Annotated in this window: 12 protein-coding genes; all 12 read left to right on the plus strand. The window is 63.9% G+C overall.

Going from position 1 to position 20883, the window contains the following annotated elements:
- Positions 1–91 precede the first annotated feature (91 nt).
- The 12 genes from tssE (at position 92) to ACZYRS_RS03825 (ending at position 20832) form a co-directional block, all read left to right on the plus strand.
- Entirely contained in the window at positions 92–583 is a 492-nt protein-coding gene (gene tssE / locus ACZYRS_RS03770; RefSeq protein ID WP_463418168.1) for a type VI secretion system baseplate subunit TssE, read from the plus strand.
- A 6-nt stretch (positions 584–589) separates the two neighbouring features.
- Positions 590–2440 (plus strand): type VI secretion system baseplate subunit TssF, encoded by a 1851-nt coding sequence (tssF, locus tag ACZYRS_RS03775; RefSeq protein WP_198789556.1) that lies wholly within the window; start codon positions 590–592, stop codon positions 2438–2440.
- Entirely contained in the window at positions 2404–3525 is a 1122-nt protein-coding gene (gene tssG / locus ACZYRS_RS03780; RefSeq protein ID WP_198789557.1) for a type VI secretion system baseplate subunit TssG, read from the plus strand. The genes tssF and tssG overlap by 37 nt, the downstream gene beginning before the upstream one ends.
- Positions 3526–3576: 51 nt before the next feature.
- The gene (gene tssH, locus ACZYRS_RS03785; protein WP_463418169.1) at positions 3577–6297 is read left to right on the plus strand and encodes a type VI secretion system ATPase TssH; all 2721 of its coding nucleotides are present in this window, start codon (positions 3577–3579) and stop codon (positions 6295–6297) included.
- 38 nt (positions 6298–6335) lie between these two features.
- Positions 6336–9194: a type VI secretion system Vgr family protein gene (locus tag ACZYRS_RS03790; RefSeq protein ID WP_463418170.1), complete on the plus strand. Its 2859-nt coding sequence runs from the start codon at positions 6336–6338 to the stop codon at positions 9192–9194.
- A 13-nt stretch (positions 9195–9207) separates the two neighbouring features.
- Positions 9208–10158 (plus strand): DUF4123 domain-containing protein, encoded by a 951-nt coding sequence (locus tag ACZYRS_RS03795; protein WP_463418171.1) that lies wholly within the window; start codon positions 9208–9210, stop codon positions 10156–10158.
- Positions 10159–10164: 6 nt separating this feature from the next.
- Positions 10165–13062, plus strand: coding sequence for a toxin VasX (locus tag ACZYRS_RS03800; protein WP_463418172.1), 2898 nt, complete (start codon positions 10165–10167; stop codon positions 13060–13062).
- 21 nt (positions 13063–13083) lie between these two features.
- Complete coding sequence (locus ACZYRS_RS03805; RefSeq protein WP_463418173.1) at positions 13084–15981, plus strand: type VI secretion system Vgr family protein; 2898 nt, start codon at positions 13084–13086, stop codon at positions 15979–15981.
- Positions 15978–17546: a hypothetical protein gene (locus ACZYRS_RS03810; RefSeq protein ID WP_463418174.1), complete on the plus strand. Its 1569-nt coding sequence runs from the start codon at positions 15978–15980 to the stop codon at positions 17544–17546. The genes ACZYRS_RS03805 and ACZYRS_RS03810 overlap by 4 nt, the downstream gene beginning before the upstream one ends.
- Before the next feature lie 9 nt (positions 17547–17555).
- Positions 17556–18548: a PoNe immunity protein domain-containing protein gene (locus ACZYRS_RS03815; RefSeq protein WP_463418175.1), complete on the plus strand. Its 993-nt coding sequence runs from the start codon at positions 17556–17558 to the stop codon at positions 18546–18548.
- 99 nt (positions 18549–18647) lie between these two features.
- A complete protein-coding gene (locus tag ACZYRS_RS03820; RefSeq protein WP_463418176.1) occupies positions 18648–19640 on the plus strand; it encodes a PoNe immunity protein domain-containing protein in 993 nt (330 codons plus the stop codon).
- 199 nt (positions 19641–19839) lie between these two features.
- Positions 19840–20832 (plus strand): PoNe immunity protein domain-containing protein, encoded by a 993-nt coding sequence (locus ACZYRS_RS03825; protein WP_463418177.1) that lies wholly within the window; start codon positions 19840–19842, stop codon positions 20830–20832.
- Positions 20833–20883: the final 51 nt, after the last annotated feature.

Raw genomic sequence — 20883 nt, forward strand, 5'->3', positions numbered from 1 at the left:
GACCGCGGCGCGAGGCCGCGGTTTCTTTTTGGCGCCGCGCCCCCGCGCGCGGCGCCCTTGCCCGATATCCAATGCACGAGGCGGCAGACCCATGAATGGATTCGAACCGGGCTTGCTCGACAAACTGTTCGATGACGACTGGCGCGGGCCGGCTTCGCCGGTGCTTCGCCACCTGTCGCTCGAAGAGGTCAAGAACATGGTCGCGCGCGACCTCGAATCCCTGCTCAACACGCGCATGGTCTTCGACGACGCGAAGCTCGCGGCGTTTCCCGAGTGCCGGCGCTCCGTCATGACCTACGGCCTGAGCGATTTCTCGGGCCTGAGTCTGGCGAGCCACTACGACCGCTCGTTCATCTGCCGCTCGCTGGAGCAGGCCATCGCCCGCCACGAGTCGCGCCTGCGCGACGTCGTGGTGTCGCTCGAAGTGGACGGCCAGACCAGCACCAACATGCTCTATTTCGGAATCACCGCGCTCCTCGTGCTGCCCGAGCTCGCCGAGCCGGTGAACTTCGACGCCATGCTGCAGCCCACGACGCTGCAGTACTCGATCACGCGCGGCACCGGCAAGAGCCGCGCCGCCTAGGACACCATGGACGAACTGCTGCCCTTCTACGAACGCGAGCTCGCCTTCCTGCGCAGCTACTCGCAGGAGTTCGCCAAGGGCTACCCGAAGATCGCCGCGCGCCTGGCCATCTCCGCCGACAGCAGCGAAGACCCGCACGTCGAACGGATGATCCAGTCGTTCGCGCTGCTCACCGCGCGCATCAGCAAGAAACTGGACGACGACTATCCCGAGCTCACCGAAGCGCTGCTCGAGGTGCTGTACCCGCACTACCTCCGGCCCTTTCCCTCGTGCTCGATCGCGCAGTTCGATGCCGGCGGCGCGGCGCTCGCCAAGCTGAGCAAGCCCGTCACCATCGCGCGCGGCACCGAGCTCACCTCGCAGCCGGTGCGCGGCGGCGCGTGCCGTTTTCGCAGCGTCTACGACGTGACGCTGGCCGCCGTGCAGGTGTCCAACGTGGTGTTCCATTCGGTGGTCAACGCGCCCGCGCATGCCTCGCTGCCGCGCAACGCCACCGGGTGCCTCTCGGTCACGCTCGAAGCAACGGGCGAGCAGAAATCGCTCGGCACGCTCGCGCTCACCATGGCGCGCCTTCGCACCTTCATCGATGCCGAGCCTTCGCTCGCCACCGCGCTGGCCGATGCGATCTTTTTGAAGACGGCCGCCGTCTTCGTGGAGCCCGAGCGCAGCGGCAAATGGACGCTGGTGCAGGGCGAGGCGCTGCACCCCGTCGGCTTCGAGGAGGCCGATGCGCTCATCGAACTGCCGCCGCGCTCGCACCCCGCGTACCGCCTCCTGAGCGAGTACTTCGCGTTCCCCGAGAAGTTCAACTTCGTGGACATCGACCTGGCGAACGCGCTGCGCCACATCGGCTCGTGCCGCTCGATCACGCTGCACCTCGTGATGACCGGCGTGCGCGCCGATTCGCCCGCGGCGCGGCTGCTCGAAGGCGTCTCCAGCCGGAACCTGCGGCTGGGCTGCACGCCCGTCATCAACCTCTTCAAGCAGCGCAGCGATCCGATCCGCGTCACGCATGCCGCGGCCGCCTACCCGGTGGTGGCCGATGCGCGCCGGGCCTTCGGCTTCGAGGTCTACAGCATCGACGCGGTCAAGCTCGTGAAGCAGACCGCAGAGGGCGACGCCTACATCGAATTCCGCCCCTTCTACTCGCTGCACCACGGCGAGCATCCGAAGGAGGCTGAGCACTACTGGTTCGCGCGGCGCAACGAGCTCGTCGCGCAGAGGAGCCCCGGCTACGAGACCGAGCTCTCGATCGTGGACATCGACTTCCAGCCCTCGCTGCCGCAGACCGAAACGCTGAGCATCGACCTCACCTGCACCAACCGCGACCTGCCGCATTCGCTGACCTTCGGGCTGCCGGGCGGTGACCTCTTCATCGAAGGCAACTCGGTGGCGCGCTCGATCCGCATGCTGCGCCGCCCGACGCAGACGCTGCGCATGCCGCGCGGCAAGGGCGTGCAGTGGCGGCTGGTGTCGCACCTGTCGCTCAACCATCTGTCGCTGGCCACCAGCGGGTTGCCGGCGCTCAAGGAAATGCTGCGCCTGTACGACCTCGGCCGCTCGGCCGTCTCGGCGCGGCAGATCGAGGCCATCACCGGCATCGACCAGCAGGCCACCACGCAGTGGCTGCCGGGCAAGCCCTTCGCCACCTTCGTGCGCGGCATCGAGCTCAAGCTCACGGTCGACGAGGCCGGCTTCGTGGGCAGCAGCCTGCAGGCCTTCGCGCGCGTGATGGATCATTTCTTCGGTCTCTATGTGCACCTGAACAGCTTCACCCAGCTGGTGATCGTTTCGGCGCGCGACAAGGAGGAGCTGGTGCGATGCAAACCCCGCAGCGGCGAATCGATCCTGCTGTAGCCGACCGGCTGCTGCGCGAACCGTACCGCTTCGAGTTCTTCCAGGCGGTGCGGCTGCTCGAGCTCGTGCTGCTGCGAAGGCAGGAGCGCGACGTGCACCAGCGCCTGGTGCCCGGCGAGCGCATGGTGCCGCGCTGGCTGCGCTTTCGCAGCTCGACGAGCCTCACCTTCCCGCCCAGCGAGATCGAGGCGCTGGCCGTGCGCGACGCGGTGGGCCAGCTGGTGTCGAGCGCCGAGCTGTGCGAGCCCTCGGCGCAGGGCGAAGACGCGCATGGCCTCGGCCGCATCGAACTCACGCCCGCCTCCTTCGGCATGCTCGGTGTGTCGGGCGCCCTGCCGATCGTCTACACCGAGATGCTGATGCGCCGGGAGCAGCACCTGCGCGACAGCTCGGCGCGCGCGTTTCTCGACGTCTTCACCAACCGCGCCACCGCGCTCTTCTATGCGGCCTGGCGCAAGTACCGCCTGCCGCTGCACTACGAGCACGAACGCAGCCGCGCCTACCTGCCGGTGCTGCTGTCGATGGCGGGGCTGGAGCACACCGCGCAGCGCGATCCGCTCACCGACGGCACCGGCACGGTGTTCGACGAAACCGTGGCCGGCTATGCGGCCGCGGTGCGGCATCGGCCGATGTCGGCCGCCTATCTGCAGCGCGTGCTGTCCGATTACTTTCGCAGCAACATCCGCATCGAACAGTTCCTGGGCAAGTGGTACGACATGCCCGTGCAGCAGCGCTCGCGCCTGGGCGAAGGCAACGTGAGCCTCGGGCAGAACGCGATGGCGGGCGAGCGCATCTGGCAGCGCGACCTGCGCATCCGCCTGTGGATCGGCCCGCTCAAGCGCAGCGCGCTGCGCGAATTCTTTCCGGGCCGCGCGCATGCGAAGGCGCTCGAAAAAATGCTGGCGCTGCTGGCCGGCGTGACCTGCGAATACGAAGTGCGCCTGATCCTCGCGCGCGAGGAAGTGGCCGCTGTGCAGCTGAGCGACAGCGGCGGCAGCCACCTCGGCTGGGACAGCTTCATCGCCACCGGCGAGGCCGAGAGCGACCGCAGCGACACCCAGTACGAACTGCAGCCCCTGCAGTAGCCGCAGTGCCCTTTCAACGAAGACAAGACCGACAGAAGACAACCACCGTTCATGAGCACATCGCTGAAAACACTGATCACCAAGCTCAACGGCAGCGCACGTATGGCCACGCAGCGCGCGGCCAACCTGTGCCTGGCCAACGGCCACTACGAGGTGGACCTGGAGCACCTGTTCCTGGCCCTGCTGGAGCAAACCGACAACGACCTCGCGCGCGTGCTGCGCGCCAACCGCATCAGCGCGACCGCGATCCAGTCGGACCTGGAACGCGAGATCCAGACCTTCAAGAACGGCAACACCCGCACGCCCGTGTTCTCGCAGCACCTGCAGCAGTTGTTCCAGCAGGCGTGGCTCCTGGCCTCGCTCGATGCGCACGTGGCGCAGATCCGCTCGGGCCACCTGCTGCTCGCGCTCCTGACCGAGCCCGACCTCGCGCAGCTCGCACAGCGCGGCTCGCCGCTGTTCGCGAAGATCCGCCTCGAAGATTTGAAGCACGACTTCGACAAGCTCACCGACGGCTCGAGCGAAGCGGCCGAAGCCGGCGCCTCGGGCGCGGCCGCCGACGGCGACGCACAGCAACCGCCGGCGGATGCCCTGGCCGCGGGCGTACCGGGCAAGACGCCCGCGCTCGACCAGTTCACCACCAACCTCACGCAGCGCGCGCGCGACGGCGCACTGGACCCGGTGATCGGCCGCGACACCGAGATCCGCCAGGTCATCGACATCCTGATGCGCCGGCGCCAGAACAACCCCATCCTCACCGGCGAGGCGGGTGTGGGCAAGACGGCGGTGGTCGAGGGGCTCGCGCTGCGCATCGCGGCGCAGGATGTGCCCGAGTCGCTGCGCGCCGTCGCGCTGCACACGCTGGACATGGGGCTCCTTCAGGCCGGCGCGAGCGTGAAGGGCGAGTTCGAGAACCGCCTGAAGAACGTGATCGCCGAAGTCAAGAAAAGCCCGCACCCGATCGTGCTCTTCATCGACGAGGCCCACACCATGATCGGCGCGGGCGGCCAGGCGGGGCAGAGCGATGCGGCCAACCTGCTGAAGCCCGCACTCGCGCGCGGCGAACTGCGCACCATCGCCGCCACCACCTGGGGCGAGTACAAGAAATACTTCGAGAAGGACGCGGCGCTCGCGCGGCGCTTCCAGGTCGTGAAGGTCGAGGAGCCCAGCGAAACGCTGGCCGCCGCGATGCTGCGCGGCATGGTGCCGCTGATGGAGAAGCACTTCAACATCCGCGTGCTCGACGAAGCCATCACCGAGGCGGTGCGCCTGTCGCACCGCTACATCAGCGGCCGCCAGCTGCCCGACAAGGCGGTGAGCGTGCTCGACACGGCGTGCGCGAAAGTGGCGCTCGGCCAGAGCGCGACGCCGGCACTCATCGAGGAAGCGCACCGCGGGCTCGAACGCATCGAAGCCGAGAGCGCCGCGCTGGTGCGCGACACCGCGGCCGGCGGGCGCCATGAAGCGCGCCAGGCCGAACTCGCGGAGCAGAAGGCCGCGCTGCAGGCCGAGCTGGCCGCGAGCCAGCAGCGCCTCGCCGAAGAGAATGTGCTGGTCGAACGCATCCGCGCACTGCGTGCGCAACGCGATGAGTCGGCGGTGCAACCCGAGGCCGCGCCCACGGAGAAAGCCGCACCGGCCCGCGCCGCCGGCCGCAAGAAAGCCGCTGCCGCCGCGGACCCCGAACGCGACCAGCTCGACGCCTTGCTCGCCGAACTGCGCGCACTGCAAGGCACCACACCGATGGTGCCGCTGCAGGTCGACGGCCACGTCGTCGCCGAGATCGTCTCGGCCTGGACCGGCGTGCCGCTGGGCCGCATGGTCAAGGACGAGATCAAGACCGTGCGCGCCCTCGATACGCTGCTGGCCGAACGCGTGATCGGCCAGGACCACGCGCTCGCCGCCGTGGCGCAGCGCGTGCGCACTGCGAGCGCGCGCCTGGAAGACCCCAACAAGCCGCGCGGCGTGTTCATGTTCGTCGGCCCCTCGGGCGTGGGCAAGACCGAGACCGCGCTGGCGCTCGCCGACATTCTTTACGGCGGCGAGAAGAAGCTCATCACCATCAACATGAGCGAGTACCAGGAGGCGCACAGCGTCTCGGGCCTGAAGGGCTCGCCGCCCGGCTACGTGGGTTACGGCGAAGGCGGCGTGCTGACCGAAGCCGTGCGCCGCCAGCCCTACAGCGTGGTGCTGCTGGACGAGGTCGAGAAGGCGCACCCCGACGTGCTGGAGATGTTCTTCCAGGTGTTCGACAAGGGCATGATGGACGACGCCGAAGGGCGCGAGATCGACTTTCGCAACACGCTGATCATCCTCACCTCGAACATCGGTTCGTCGCAGATCATGCAGGCGTGCCTGAACAAGGCCGACGACGAGCGCCCCGCGCCCGACGCGCTGGCCGAGGCGTTGCGCCCCGTGCTCATGAAGGCCTTCAAGCCGGCCTTCCTCGGCCGCATGAAAGTGGCGCCGTTCTATCCGATCACCGATGCGGTGCTCGAGCAGATCATTGCGCTCAAGCTCGGCCGCATCCGCGACCGCATCGCGACCAACCACAAGGCCGTGTTCGAGTGGGACGACGCGCTGGTGGAGGCCGTGCTCGCGCGCTGCACCGAGGTCGACTCGGGCGCGCGCAACGTCGATCACATCCTGAACGGCACGCTCCTGCCCGAGATCGCGGAAGCGGTGCTCACGCGCATGGCCGACGAGACGCCGCTCGCGAAGATCAAGGCCAGCTGCGCCAAGAGCGGCGAGTTCCGCTACAGGATCACCTAGGCGCTGCGGCGGTTCGGGTCAAAGGGAGAACCAGAGACATGACGGACTTCAATTCGGCTTCGCTCGGCGCGCAATTGCGTGCGGGGACGACACAGCAGGACCGGCTGCTGGTGTTGCATACGCCCTTGGGTGACAACAAGCTGCTGGCCGAGCGCCTCGACGGCATCGAGTCGTTGGACGATGGCGGCTTTCGCTTCGAGCTCACAGCGCTGAGCGACGACGCGCACATCGAGCTCAAGACCTTGATGGGCCAGGGCGTTCGCCTCGATCTGCAGACCGCACAGAGCCGCACCGAACTGCGTCCGTTCCATGGCCACGTGACCGAAGCCGAGTGCGTCTCGAGCAATGGCGGCATGGCGCGCTATCGGCTTGTCATCGAGCCGTGGCTCGCGTTCCTGCGGCATCGCCAGGACAGTTGCCTCTTTCAACACCAGAGCGTGTTCGACATCGTGGATGCCGTGTTCGCGCGGTATCAGAGCCAGGGCAAGCTCGCCGTGCAATGGCGCTGGGAGATCGCGCAGCGCGACATCTATCCCGTGCGCGGCATCACCACGCAGTACCACGAGAGCGACTTCGATTTCGTGGCGCGTCTGCTCGCCGAAGAAGGCCTCTTCTACTGGGTCGAGCACGCGACCGGCAAGGACGGCAACCTCGGCAGCCACACCCTCGTCATCGCCGACCACAACGGCGCCTTCCGCGCCAATGCGCAAGCCACCATCCGCTTCCACCGCGCCGATGCGAGCGAAGCAGAAGACACCATCCAGCAATGGCGCGGCAGCCGCCAGCTGCAGACCAACAGCCTCGCGCAGCAGAGCTGGGACTACAAGAGCGTGAGCGCGCGGCCCGTGCAGCAGCAAAGCCGGGGCTCGGATTCGGGCGTGAGCTCAGGCACGTCGTCCAACAAGCACCGCGTACTCCAGTGGAGTGATGATCCCGGCGCCTACGGCTGGGAGACCTCCGCCCAGGGCGAGCGGCTGCTGTCCAACGCCCTGCAGGCCCTGGAACTGCGCAACAAGCGCTTCGAAGGCCAAAGCGCCGTGCGGACTCTCGCGCCCGCCACCACCTTCACCCTGACCGGCCATGAGCAGCACGACAAGGACAGCGAAGAAGACCGCCGCTTCGCCGTGCTGGCTGTTCGCCACATCGCGCGCAACAACTTCGACGAAGCCTTGAAGGCCGGCGTCGGCGAACGCCTCGGGCTGCCCGACATCGCCACCGTGTTCGATGCACCGGAGGACAGCGGCAACGCGGCCTCGACACCCGACACCGTCACCCACTACCGCAACGACTTCACCACCGTTCGCGCGGCCATCCCCTACCGCCCGCTGAGCATCGACGGCCACGGCCAGCGCATCCATCCCAAGCCCAGCGTGCATGGCAGCCAGAGCGCCATCGTGATCGGCGTGGGCGAGAACGCCCCCGTGCACACCGACCGCGACCACCGCGTCAAGGTCCAATTCCACTGGCAGCGCGGCAGCGCCGCCAGCGCAAGACAGCCCCGCGCCGACGGCCAGGACAACGCGCCCGCGGCCGATCGCCTGGGCGCCTGGGTGCGCGTGGCCGCCAGCGCTGCGGGAGACAACTGGGGCCAGGTCACCCTGCCGCGCGTAGGGCAGGAGGTGCTGGTGGAGTTCCACCATGGCGACATCGACCGCCCCGTGGTCGTCGCAGCCCTCTACAACGGCGCCGGCCAGACCGACGCCCAGCACAACGAGAAGGCTGCGGGTGCAGCCCAATCCACCGGCAATGCGCCAGCGTGGTTCGCGGGCGAAGGCAAGGACGCCAAGGAGCACGCGCACAACGCTGTCTTCTCCGGCATCAAGACCCAGGAACTGAGCGCCAGCCAGAGCGGCGACGGCGGCTACAACCAGCTGGTCTTCGACGACACCCCCGGGCAGGGCAGCACGAGCTTGGTGACCACGCAGGCACACAGTCGGCTGCACCTGGGGCACCACAAGCAGCAGGACGACAACGCGCGCGGCAAGGCAAGAGGCCATGGGGCCGAACTGGCCACGACCGCGCAAGGTGCCATTCGCGCAGGCGCAGGCCTGCTCGTGAGCGCCCACGCCCAGCAGAACGCCAAGGGCGCGTTCATGGCCAGCCGCGAGGCGCAGCAGCAGACCAAGCAGGCCGAGGAACTCGCGACTTCGCTCGCCAAGAGTGCCCAGACGCAGAAGGCGCAGATCAAGGGTGAAGAAGCACCCGACAAGCTGCCCGCCATCGAGGCGTTGAAGCACGTGGCCGAAGTGCTCGGGGCGCAGCAAGAAGGCAGCGCAACCCAATCGAACGGCGGCGGCGACATCAAGGCCACCGAAGGCGGCCAAGGCAGCGTCACCGCGTACAGCGAGCCGCACCTGCAGTTCAGCGCGCCCATGGGCATCGGCTTCGTCACGCCGAAGGAGGCGATCGCCGTGAGCGGCAAGCACACCGCCATCGTCGCGAATCAGGACATTGACCTGCCCGCACAAGGGCAGATCGCGGTGGGCGTGGCCAAGGGCGTGAGCTTGTACACGCTGGGCGCCAAGGCGAGCGGGAGCAGCGAACCCAACCAGGAGCGCGGCATCACGCTGCATGCGGCCAGCGGCAGCGTGACGCTGCAGAGCCAGAAGGGCGCCACCAAGATCGCGGCCGACAAGAAGGTCACGATCGCCAGCACGACGAAGAACGTCGAGGTGGAAGCACCGACACACGTGCTGCTGACCAGCGCCGGGGCGTACATCAAGCTCGAAGGCGCAAGCATCAAGATCCACGCGCCGGGGAAGGTGACGTTCCGAGGGATGCACAACTTCGTCGGGCCCGGGAGTGCAAGCGCGTCGTCCTCGCTCGCAACCAGCACCTATGCAGGCTGCGCCAAGAAGACGGAGCAGGCCGGCAATTGGGGCGGCGCCCTCGTTTGAGCCGGCGTTTTCCATGCGCGACATCCACTCCTTCCACGGCCTCGGACAGGTGCAAGCCCTGATCGATCCGTTCTTCGGCGACCCGTTCGATGCCGGTGGGATCGCGTTGCCTTCGCTACCGGGCGACCGCATCAGAAAACTGAAGATCAAACATGCAGAAGCCGAGGACAGCAAGCAGCCCTATCTCCTCGGTCTGGAAGCCGGATCGGCCGAGGGTGCGGTTCTTCACGACCTCCAGTCGCTGAGCATTTCGGAGGCTGCGCACATTCCGAAGGAAGGCGAGGTCTGGTCGCAGAGCAGGAGCGCCGCTGGATTCCTGGTCTGCAAGAAACGCGATGCCGATCTCGGTTCACTCGTGATGCTGCTCGAGCGAATGGGATCGCTGAAAGACAGCAGCGGCCAGAAGCGGCTGTTCCGCTTCTGGGACCCGCGCGTGCTCCAGCATGTCGATGCCGCGAGCCACACCATGGCGTCGTGGCGCCGCCTGTTCTCGACGCCCATGGGCCGCAGGGTCGGTGCGGTCGACTGGCACTTCTTCGACGCCGCGGCTGTCCCTCGCATCCTGCACATCGAGCCCCTGGCTACGGAGAACGAGCCATGGTCGCCGCTTCTTGCGGACCCCTGGCGCAAGGAGCTGGAACGCTGGTCCTGCATCAACAAGATGAGCCTGCAACTCCTGATCGTTGGAGACACGTCGGAGGCAACGCCTGCCCTGACCATGCAGCTGCAGGAGATCAGTGCCAGGAACGTGGCGCCGTTTCTCGGCCTGGACAGGTTCGATCCGACCGCCAAGGTCGAGTTGGCATTGCTGCGGCTGTTCGAGAACAAGGCGATCGAAGAAGACGCCGCATTGATGGATGCCCTGGCTGAAAAGAGCGAAGCCGGGTTTTCGATTTTTCCGCGCCTCGACGATATAGCGAAGGCCGATGTCGAACGCGCTCTCTTCGAATTTCGGGACCAGTGAAACCTTATGCCAAATGAAAAGTGCAAGGTCTGCGGGATGGGCAATTCGTTTGCCATCTATCCCACGCGCCTGGGGGTCTACCCATTCCTGGACAAGATGGCGGACGACGTCCATTGCGAAAAAGTCGCGCCTCCTCATTTTCTGCCGTCCACGCCTCTGAAGAATGCACGCTGGGGCCTGAAGGTCATCGCGAACGCCTTCGTGTACGTGTACTTTCAAGATGCGAGCCCGCCGTTCTGGGAATACTTCCACGCCGACGACAACGGCGTTTTCTCTCGCATTCAAAGCGTCTCGGAAAACATCGAAGTCACCGAATCGGCCTGCAAGCGCGAGGCCGAGCACGCAGCCAATAACCGGTTCATCCGTATCTCGCACCACTACAAAGGCAAGGTGGCGATCGGTTACTCGATCAACTGGTTGACGAAAGAGCAGCGCTCGAATCTGCTGGACAACATGGACGCGCTGATGACCGTGCTCGACCTGGGCACGCTCAAGAGCGGCGGCATGCCACCGCAGGCCGACGCACTGGTGTATCGCGTAGAGAGCGCCAAGTCGTTCGACAATATTTTCGAGCATCAGAACTCACTGGACGGGTCCTACGCGAGCGTGGCCGACATGCCTGGCGAGGCGCCGGTGAAACTGGGCAACGTTGGGTTCGACGTTTTTGCGACCTATTTTTCGGGCAAGGAATACCGCTTCCGGGCGCGGTTCAACGAGAACCTCGCCGCGCAGATGACGCAATGCTCCGAATACCCCGATGGCACGTCCAGCACGCCGCTCATCCTGGGCCTGCTCGATCCCCTGGGCGTGGCCGAAGAACTCAACCACGCGAGCAGCCTGTGCCATGCGAACAGGGCAATGTGGTTCTCGCGTAACGAGCATGCGTTCGGGAGCCTTGCCCACTACGAAGAGATCACCAAGCTCGGCGCGAAGAAAGCCGTTGCGGATTCGAGGCAATACGAAAAAGAGCACTTGGAGCGGCTGACCCAGATGGATGCAATGCCCGGTTCCTCGACGGGCGTGCCTGTCGTCAACTGGGGAGAACTGCTCTTCGAGCCGTTCAAGCCGGTCGAACTGGAAATGCTGGACGACAACCTCGTCGATGGCTGGCAGGAGGAATTCGAAGCGATCGTGAGCGAGCACGAAAAGATCGAAGCACTGCTGGTTCCACATCTGGCGAACCATTGCAATGTGATCGACCTGCTGGCGAAGAACTCGGCCGAGCGCCTCTACCTGCTGGCCTGCGAAATTTTCGGGCGAGGCGATGAAGACATCGTCGACAACCTGACGACCGTGTTCGTCAACGGCACCTGCGGGCTCGTGCACGAAGAGTTCTGGGCCAAGCTGGTCGACGACTATGCGGCGGACAAGAAAAAATCGACCTACAAGAAGCGCCTGGCCCGCTTCCGCCGGGCCGTGATCACCGGCAAGGAGTTCACCCGCGACGTGTCCGAAGGGTTCTTCCGCCAGTTCCTGGAGGCCGCGGCAGCGCGGCGAGTGAAAGGAGCGTCGCCGGAATTGCAGGCGCAGCTCAAGGAGCGGCTCACCGAAGAAAAGAACGCGATGGTCAAGACGTTCTCCCGCACGGCGAACCCGGTCGCATACACGCTGGTGCTGATGAACATGTTCCTCAATGTCTGGACGATGTACGAGACGCCGAATGCGAAGAGTCCTGAAAATCTCTCCAACAATCTCGGGCGCCTGTTCCTGACCCTGCTCGATGCGCGCTCGGTCTACGAGATGACGTTCACGAAGGGAAAGCTCTTCGCGGAAGAGTCGTCCGTGTGGAAGCACATCGAGGCGATCAACCCGAAGGACGTGAAGCTCAGCTTCAAGTCGATGTTTTCATCGAATGGCGGCGCCGCGATCGACGTGTCCACGTCTCGGGAAGCGGTGGAAGAAATGCTCAAGGCAGACAAGGGCCTGCCGTTGACGCTCAAGGCTTATGTGCGCCACACGTCCAAGCTCAAGTGGCTGGGAACCGGGCTGCTGTCCATCGGCAACGTCTTCTTCATCATCGGTGCGGGCAAGACGGCCGAACAGGCTTGGGCGCACAACGATACCCAACTGGGCTGGTCGAGCCGAGCCATGCAGGGCGTGCTCTTTGTCGAAATAGTCCGCTCGGTGGCGGCACGGGTAGCCGTTGCGGGCGTGCTCGAAGGCTCGGCCGCCGCATTCGTGCTGGGGCCATGGGGCGCCTTCATCCTGATCGTGGTGTTCACCGGCATCTTCATCTGGCAGCAATGCACGGCGAGAAGCGAAATCGACCTGATCGAGTTGTTCCTGCGGCGCTCCTTCTACGGAAAGCACATGCTCGATTCGCGGCAGGACCATTTTTCGCGGGCGGACATCGCATTCCCGATGTACCCCTCCCTCCAGGCCCAGAACATGGGGCTCGTGAAATTGCAGTTCGCGATCCGCGCCACCTACACCGTCGACGACGAGAAGGCGAACTTCAACTTCGCCTTCTCGAATCTCAACAACGCATCGAAGATCAACATCTACTACAAGTCCAGGCGTACCGGTGGCAAGAACAAGCTCATGGCTTCGTTCGTGTATGGATGGAACATTCTCTATGGCAGCAACGGCGAGTCCAAACGTGTGCCGGGGCTTGTCTGCTCGTTTGCCGAGAGCATCTACACGCCGCACAGCATCCTGCTGCACGTCAGGCTGATCACGCGCGGCATGGCCGCAAACCTCGGCGCATCGATCAAGTGCGCGGAGCGCGAAAACGTGATCATCGTCGGCACCGATACAACCAACGACCCTTGCATCTTTTCGGTCGACTACCTGCCGATGCCGGAAACCTGCCCCGACCTCGTCAACACCGTCTTCGTGAATCATCGATCGGAGGACGACATCAAGATGTGGTCCGACGAAGACCAGACCTACGGAACCGTCTAGAAAAACAAATGGGAGAACGCCGTGACAGATATTCTTGAACTGCCCGCCGCGACGGCCGGATCGCTCGATGTCGCCGCACTGTCGCAAACCGCGCGCCTCGTCCGATTGGTGGCGCCCGGCGCCGACAAGAACGTGGGTGCTGCCGTCGTCGTCGAGCGCTTCACCGCGACCGAAGGCATCAACGAACTCTTCGCCTTCACCATCGACACCCTCGCCACCTCCAGCGAGTTCGATCCCTTCGCGTTGATCGGCGAGGAGCTGAGCCTGCGCCTCCTGCTGGCCAACGGCAGCTTTCGCACTTGGCACGGCTACCTCACCGCCGTCGACGCGCTGGGCGGCGACGGCGGCCTCGCGCGCTACCGGCTGCACCTGCAGCCCTGGCTCGCCGCCCTGGGCCTTCGCCGCGACAGCTTCGTGTACGCCGCCAAGAGCGTGCAGGACATCGTGAGCGAAGTGTTCGCCGACCACACGAGCGCGAGCTTCAGCTTCGAGGTCACGCAGGAGCTGCCTGTGCGGCCGACCTGCGTGCAGTACCGCGAGTCCGACCTCGCCTTCGTGATGCGCCTGCTCGCCGAAGAAGGCCTGAGCTTTCGCTTCGAGCATGAGCAGACGAAAGCGGAGGGCGGTGGTGGTGGCAGCGCGGACAACAACGCAACGCCGTCGCACCACCGCCTGGTGATCTTCGATCGCGAAGCGAAGGCGCCCGATTGCGCATTGCCCGAGATCCGCTTTCATCGCGTCGATGCCACCGAGCAAGAAGACGCGATCACCGCATGGAGCAGCCGGCGCCAGCTCGTGAGCAACGCCGTCACGCTGAACGCGTGGGACGCCAGCGTGCTGCAGGCGCCCACGGGCTCGACGCAGAGTGCGCTCGCCATGGGCGACGTGCCCGTGCTGGAGCACTACGACGGCGCGGGCTCGCAGCGCTATGCCAACAACGCCGCGGCTGCGCGGCGTGCCGAGAACCAGCTCGTGGCGTTCGAGTCGCGCATCAAGCGCTACAGCGCTGGCGGCAGCGTACGGCAGCTCGGCGCGGGCGAACGCTTCACGCTCACGCAGCACGACCGCTACCAAGGGCAAAAATTCGTCACGCTGCGCGTGCACCACGAAGCCGCCAACAACCTCGGCGCGCAGGCCGCGCAGGTGCTCGAGGCCGGCGAGCTCGAGAAGGGCAGCTACCGCAACAGCTTCGAGGCGCAGCCGGCAGAAGCGCAGATCGCGCCGATCTGGCGGCCCAAGCCCACGGCGCCCGAGGCGATGGTCGCGCTCGTGGTCGGCGCGGATGACGACGAGGCGCCGACCGCCGTTCACACGCAACGCGATCACCGTGTGCAGGTGCGTTTCCATTGGCAGTCGCAGCGCGCGGCAACGCAACAGCAGTCAGCGCAGAGCGGGCAGGGCAGCCTTGTCGCGGCCGGCCGGCATGCGAGCAACCGCCAGTCGGTGTGGCTGCGCGTGGCCGCACCGGTGGCCGGGCCGAATTGGGGCGCGCACCATCTGCCGCGCGTCGGCTCGGAGGTGCTGGTGTCGTTCATCGAGGGCGACATCGACCGGCCGGTGGTGAGCCAGCAGCTCTACAACGGGCAGGACCTGCCGCCGTGGTCCGCGGGCGCCGATTCGTCGGCCAACCATGCGGGCGTGCTCTCGGGCTGGCACAGCCGCGCGCTCGACGGCAGCGGCTACAACCAGTGGATCGCGGACGATGCGCCCGGCCAGGTGCGCACGCGGCTTGCGAGTTCGCATGCGGCGAGCCAGCTGAACCTGGGGCACCTCAATGCGCAGTCGCCCGATGAGAGCAACCGCGGTGCGTGGCGCGGCACCGGTGCCGAGCTGCGCTCCGATGCGTGGGTGGTCACGCGCGCGGGCGAAGGCCTGTTGATTTCGACGCTGGCGCAGGAGCGGGCGGCGGGCAGCGTGCAGGACACCGCGAGCGTGCGCGGCCAACTGGCCGGTGCGCTGCGCGAATCGCAGAACCTGTCCGATGCGGCCGGTGGCGCCAAGGCGCTGGCGCTGAAGGCGACGGCGCTGCTGCAGCCGCTCATCGACGACATCGATCCGGAGAAGAACGGGCACTACCCCGGCAGCGTCAACGGGCAGGATGCGCGGGAGCCGAAGGGCGGTGAAGGTGCGGATTCACGCCAGGGCCAGGACCCGGTGCCCGCCTTCGCGCGGCCGCTCATGGTGCTGGACGCGAACATGAGTTTGAACATGGCGACACCCGCGAGCGCGACGGTGTTCGCGGGCGAGGCGATCCATTGGACGGCGCAGGAACAGGCGCACATGGCGGCGGGCAAGACGGTGAGTTTTGCGGCCGGCAAGTCGGTGGGGCTCTACAGCCACGAAGGCGGGATCCAGGTGATCGCGCAGGAGGGGCCGGTGAGCGTGGAGGCGCATACCGATGAACTCGAATGGCTGGCCAACGAAGGCTTCACGGTCACGAGCAGCAACGACGAGATCCACGTGCTGGCCAAGCAGAAGATCACGCTCAAAGGTGGGCAGACGAGCATCGAGCTGGATGGGGCGAACATCACGTTGAAGATGCCGGGGCTCCTGGATGTGAAGGGGACGAGCAAGAGTTTCGTGGGGCCGAAGGGGAGCCCGGCGGAGTTGCCGCACCTGCCCACAGGGGCGATCAACGAGGCGCAGCACTTCATCGAGCTGAATCACCACTACGACGATCTGGAGCCCGTCAAAGGGGCTGCGTACAAGCTCATCTTCGACAACGGCGCCGTCATCCGCGGAAAGCTCGACGACAACGGCTTCGCGCGCCATGACGGCGTGCCATCGGGTTCGGCGAAGGTTGTCTGGGGCGAAGACGAGCGCAAGTGGGACAGTGAATCGAAGCGGCCGAATGATCGCTTCGGGACCGCCACCGATGCCGATGCGGCCATTGCGCTGGTGAAGGGATTGATGTCGTGATTCCACGCACCATTCCCATCCAGCAGGTCAAACCGAACCTGTCGGATGCCGTTCGCATGGCGGTGGGGGAGATCGAGCGTTTCCTCGGGCTTTTCTATCCCGCGGAGGCCATTCGGCAAACGGATGCGGCCAAGGCTGTCGCGGGGCAGTGGCTGTCGCGGGTCAAGGGCTTTCACAACGACGATGACTTTCTGCATCTGACGCGGGACTTCCTGAGCTACGTGCTGAGCGGCGGCGAGCGCTCGCAGGTCGCCGATCAACTGGGTTATTACTTTTCCGGCTTCATGCCGAGTTACGGAGCCGCGCGTACGTTGCTGGGCATGGCAGCGGACAGCCGGCCATGGAGCGAGGTGCAGGCTTTCATGCACAGTCAGAGCTATGGCGATGCACGAAAGCACGTCGAAACCTTCGATTGGCGCGGAGGCGAAAAAAAGGCGAAGGCCGAGATCGATGCATGGAAGGGGATCTTGCAGAAGCAGGTCAAGGGCATCGAGATTGCTGCATATGGAGAGCCGGTCCTGCTTGCGCAGGCCAACCCGCAGCCGTTGCCGAATGCACCGGTGACGGACATACCTCCGGCAAACGAGCCTTACATGCCCAGGGCGAGACCGCCTTTGCGTCTCGTGCCGCCAGTGGAGCCGCCTCCGGTGGCCGGGCCCGGCGCTGGTGCTGCAGCGCGAGGCGCGTTGGCATTGTTGGCCGAGCCGGCGGCGATCGTGCTGTTCGTGCTGGTGATCGTGTTGACCCCGAGCAATGCGTTTCAGAAGAACACGGAGGACGAAGACCTGCGGCGCTGGCGAGCCGAATACGAGAAGAAGCAGCAATTGCCCATTCCGGACGCGCCTCCTCAAGCGGATGCGGTGACGGACACGGCCAACAATGATTGCAAGCCGCAGAGCGAAGAAAACAAGAAGAACGGAGCGGAATGTGAAGACGATGGCTATGTGCTGATGGAGCAAGTGCTGCAGTACAGACGCTTGGTCAATCCTCCAAAGGGCAAGGGCTTGGACGGCTTGTTCGAAAAGTCGATTCCGTTCGACCAACCCAACCCGATGCCCTTGACCGTCACGGTGCCGAAGCCCGGCAAACTGGTCTTCATTCCTCCGAGCGACAAGCCGCCTCAAACGCGATATGACTATCTGGCGACGGAGCTAAAGAAGCCTGCAACTTCGATGTATCCGAAGTTCGTGGTTTTCGAAGCCAAGCACATTGCCAAGACTTTCGATCCAGCGGACACCGAGGGCATTCAGAAAGAGGCCAAGAATCGACTTGGCAACACTTGCGATGGAACGCAGTTGGGAACGCGATGGACAACCCGCCGTATTCCTCAGGCGCTGAACAGACAGGATCCTGGTGCAAAAAACAGGGCCTATCGTGAGACAAAAGGCCGGGAGATTTTGGATGCGCGCTATGCCCGTTGGATTTTTATCTGTCTACCTGGAGCACTTGGCGCCGCATCTCTCAAGTTATATGTCTTTATTGATGTCGTTGCGTCCGGGATGGACTTGGAGAGTCGTGCGCCCAAGCCGCGCAAGACCGATACGGCGGATGACAACAAACTGTAGGAGTTGAAGATGGGATTTAAAGAAGGGCGACGACAAAGATTTCTGAGTGAAGTTCATGCTCGCGAATTCGATGACGATCTGAAGCATCGAATCGATGGCGATCGCATCCACATTGCCGAGACCGAGTTGGTGAAAGAAGCCGTTTCCGACTATCGATGGTTGATCGCCACGGGCGGATTGGAACTGTTGATACTTCGCTATACGGCAGGGCATTCCATAGAGGAATTGCGGACTCAGCTCCCGAGTGTGATCGAAGACTTTGATGACTTCATCGGCAGTGAAGTTTCCCCTCGCCTGCAAGACCCGCCACGCAATGAGGCTGACACTCTCGAGATCACGCAGCTAGAAGCCTATGTCTATGTCATGTGGTTGCTGTCTTTGTGCAAATTGCTTGGGCACGACGCACTGATTCCCAAGGTAACTGGCTGGATCGACAAGACATATAACTTCAATCGCGGCCGCGATATCTTGTTTGAGAATCTGATGCAAGCATTGACGGGAGCGCACGTGACAACCGAGAAAGTCCTGTTGCACCCCAAGCCCTATCGACCTTTGGCACGCGCCACGGTATTTGAGCCGGACCAACGGGCAGCTCTGGTAAAGGAGTTCCTGGAGACCTGGTACAAAGACATGGCCCCCTGTTATTGGCATGGCACGCATACCGAGAAGGAAGGATCATCCTATTTTGGGTACTGGGCTTTCGAGGCCGCGTTGGTCACTGTGCTGTGGGACATTGACGACAGCAGCTATCGAGACCACTTGGTATACCCGAAGGACCTAGTCGATTGGGCTCGCGACCATCGAACGGAAGCGTTGCCGTCAGGCCCGAGTCGCACGCCGGGAGGGGAGGCGTGCCCGCAGGCCGGCTGGTGGTTCACGCCTGCACTGAAGGGAAGTCGGCGCTATTTCAAACAGGGCGAAGCGATGCCGATCATTGAGGGTAGTGACTATGGTTCGACGTTCTGGCAATGGGACGTTGATCAGTCCACTCCGAAGCTCTGATGAGCACTGCATGACGGACCAGTATTCGAAGGACGAAGAGATTGCCGAGCTCATGTGTGAAGCCATGAGATCGGCGCCGGTGAGTTTTTGGAAATCGGCATGACTGGTAAAGAATTTCATCGACAGAAATTCCTAGACAAAAAACGATATTCAATAACTCACAACTGGCTCGAAGACAGTGTGAGGCGCGCTCGGAAAGTGCTGTCCGAGGAAGAATTGACGCCCGGTGCACAGGGGCGACTCAGGTGGCGAATTGCGTCGGAGGGGTTGGAGCTGCTGATCTTGCACTACACCGCAGGACGGCCCATTGAGGAGCTTCGAGCCCAACTTCCCGAAGTCGTCGAAGACTTCGAAGCATATGTCGGGAGCGAGATTTCGCCTCGCCTCATGACGCCACCTCGGAATATCGCCGACACCTTGGAAATCACTCAGCTTGAAGCATATGTCTATGTGTTCTGGCTGTTGTCCTTGAGCAAACTCCTTGCTCAAGAATCTTTGATTTCTCAGGTGATGGGGTGGGTCGACAAAACTTACGACTTCAACCGCGGTCGTGACATCTTGTTTGAAAACGTCGTGCAGGCATTGACTGGAGCGCATGTCGAGGCGGAAAAGGTCCTGCTTCATCCGCACCCCTATCGACCTTTGGGGCGCGCCACGGTATTCGCGCCAGAAGACCGAGCCGCCCTCGTGAAGGATTTTTTAGATAGTTGGTACAAGGACATGAGCTCGTGCTACTGGCATGGCACACATACCCCAAAAGACGGGACTTCCTATTTTGGCTATTGGGCTTTCGAGGCCGCCTTGGTCACGGTGCTATGGGACATTGACGACAGCAGCTACCGAGACCATCTGGTCTACCCGAAGGACCTTGTCGATTGGGCTCGCGGGCATCGAATGGAGCCTTTGCCATCAGGTCCAAGTCGCACGCCGGGAGGGGAGGCGTGCCCGCAGGCAGGTTGGTGGTTCACGCCCGCACTTAAGGGAAGTCGGCGCTATTTCACACAAGGCGAGGTAATGCCGAACATCGAAGGCAGCGACTATGGCTCGACGTTCTGGCAATGGGATATTGATCAGTCCACTCCGAAGCTCTGATATCTCGGGTGAGCGCACGGTGCCCGAGGCGGTCGCCGCGCTCGTTCTGGGCGCGGATGACGACGCTGTGAAGAAGGAAACCTACCAAGAACGTCTCGGTCGGCTCGAGCCTTACACAAGTCTCTGTCGCGTGGACAAAAAGTGTATCAAGCATGACGCCGAAGCCGCGCAAGGGATCGGCTAGGCCTGAGGGCAATGCATGCTGGAACACGATATGGCGCTGAAATTTAAAGACTCGCGACGACAGAGATTTCTCGGCGAGACTCATGCCGAGGAGCGTGACCTGGATCTGGCCGAGGATATTGCGCACTACACAAAGAGATCGGGCGACCCCGAACTTCGCGAGCAAGCTCGCGGAAGTGCCGCATGGCGAGTTGCGTCGTACTCCCTTGAACTCCTCATCCTTCGCTACACCGCAGGCCGCTCTATCGAGAGCCTGTCGCGCGAGCTTCCCTCCGTCATCGAAGCATTTGACCGATACATCCCTTTCAACAATCCGCCTCCAAGCGAAGCTCGCACCCTCACCATCACGCAGATCGAGGCCTACGTATACGTCATGTGGCTTCTGTCCCTGTGCAAGCTGCTGGGCCATGCCGATTTGGTACCCAAGGTTGTGGGTTGGCTGAACATTGGCCGTGAATTCAGCCGAGGCCGCGACACCCTTTTCGAACAGATCGTGGGCAAACTCACGGGCGCGATGGAAGATCCGGGGCGCTACATCCTGCACCTTGCGCCTTACGCTCCGTTGGGCAAGGCCGTGATCGCAGAGCATGCCGAGGACCGCCCTGCATTGGTCAAGGAATTTCTGGACGGTTGGTACAAGGGCCTGAAGGAGTGCTACTGGCACGGCACCCACACAGACCAAATTGGCTATTTCGGCTACTGGGCTTTCGAGGCTGCGCTGGTTACGGTGCTCTGGGACACCGACGACAGCAGCTACCGAGACCACTTGGTTTACCCGAAAGACCTTGTCGATTGGGCCCGCGAGCATCGAACGGAAGCTTTGCCGTCAGGTCCAAGTCGCACACCGGGAGGGGAGGCGTGCCCGCAGGCAGGCTGGTGGTTCACGCCTGCCCTGAAGGGAAGCCGGCGCTATTTCAAACAGGGCGAAGTGATGCCGATCATTGATGGCAGTGGCTACGGCTCGACGTTCTGGCAATGGGATTTGGATCAGTCCGCTCCGAAGCTTTGAGACCGGGGGTGAGCCCGCGATGCCTGAGGGATGGCCGCGCTCGTATTGGGC

Source organism: Variovorax sp. AC194, from assembly GCF_979257995.1.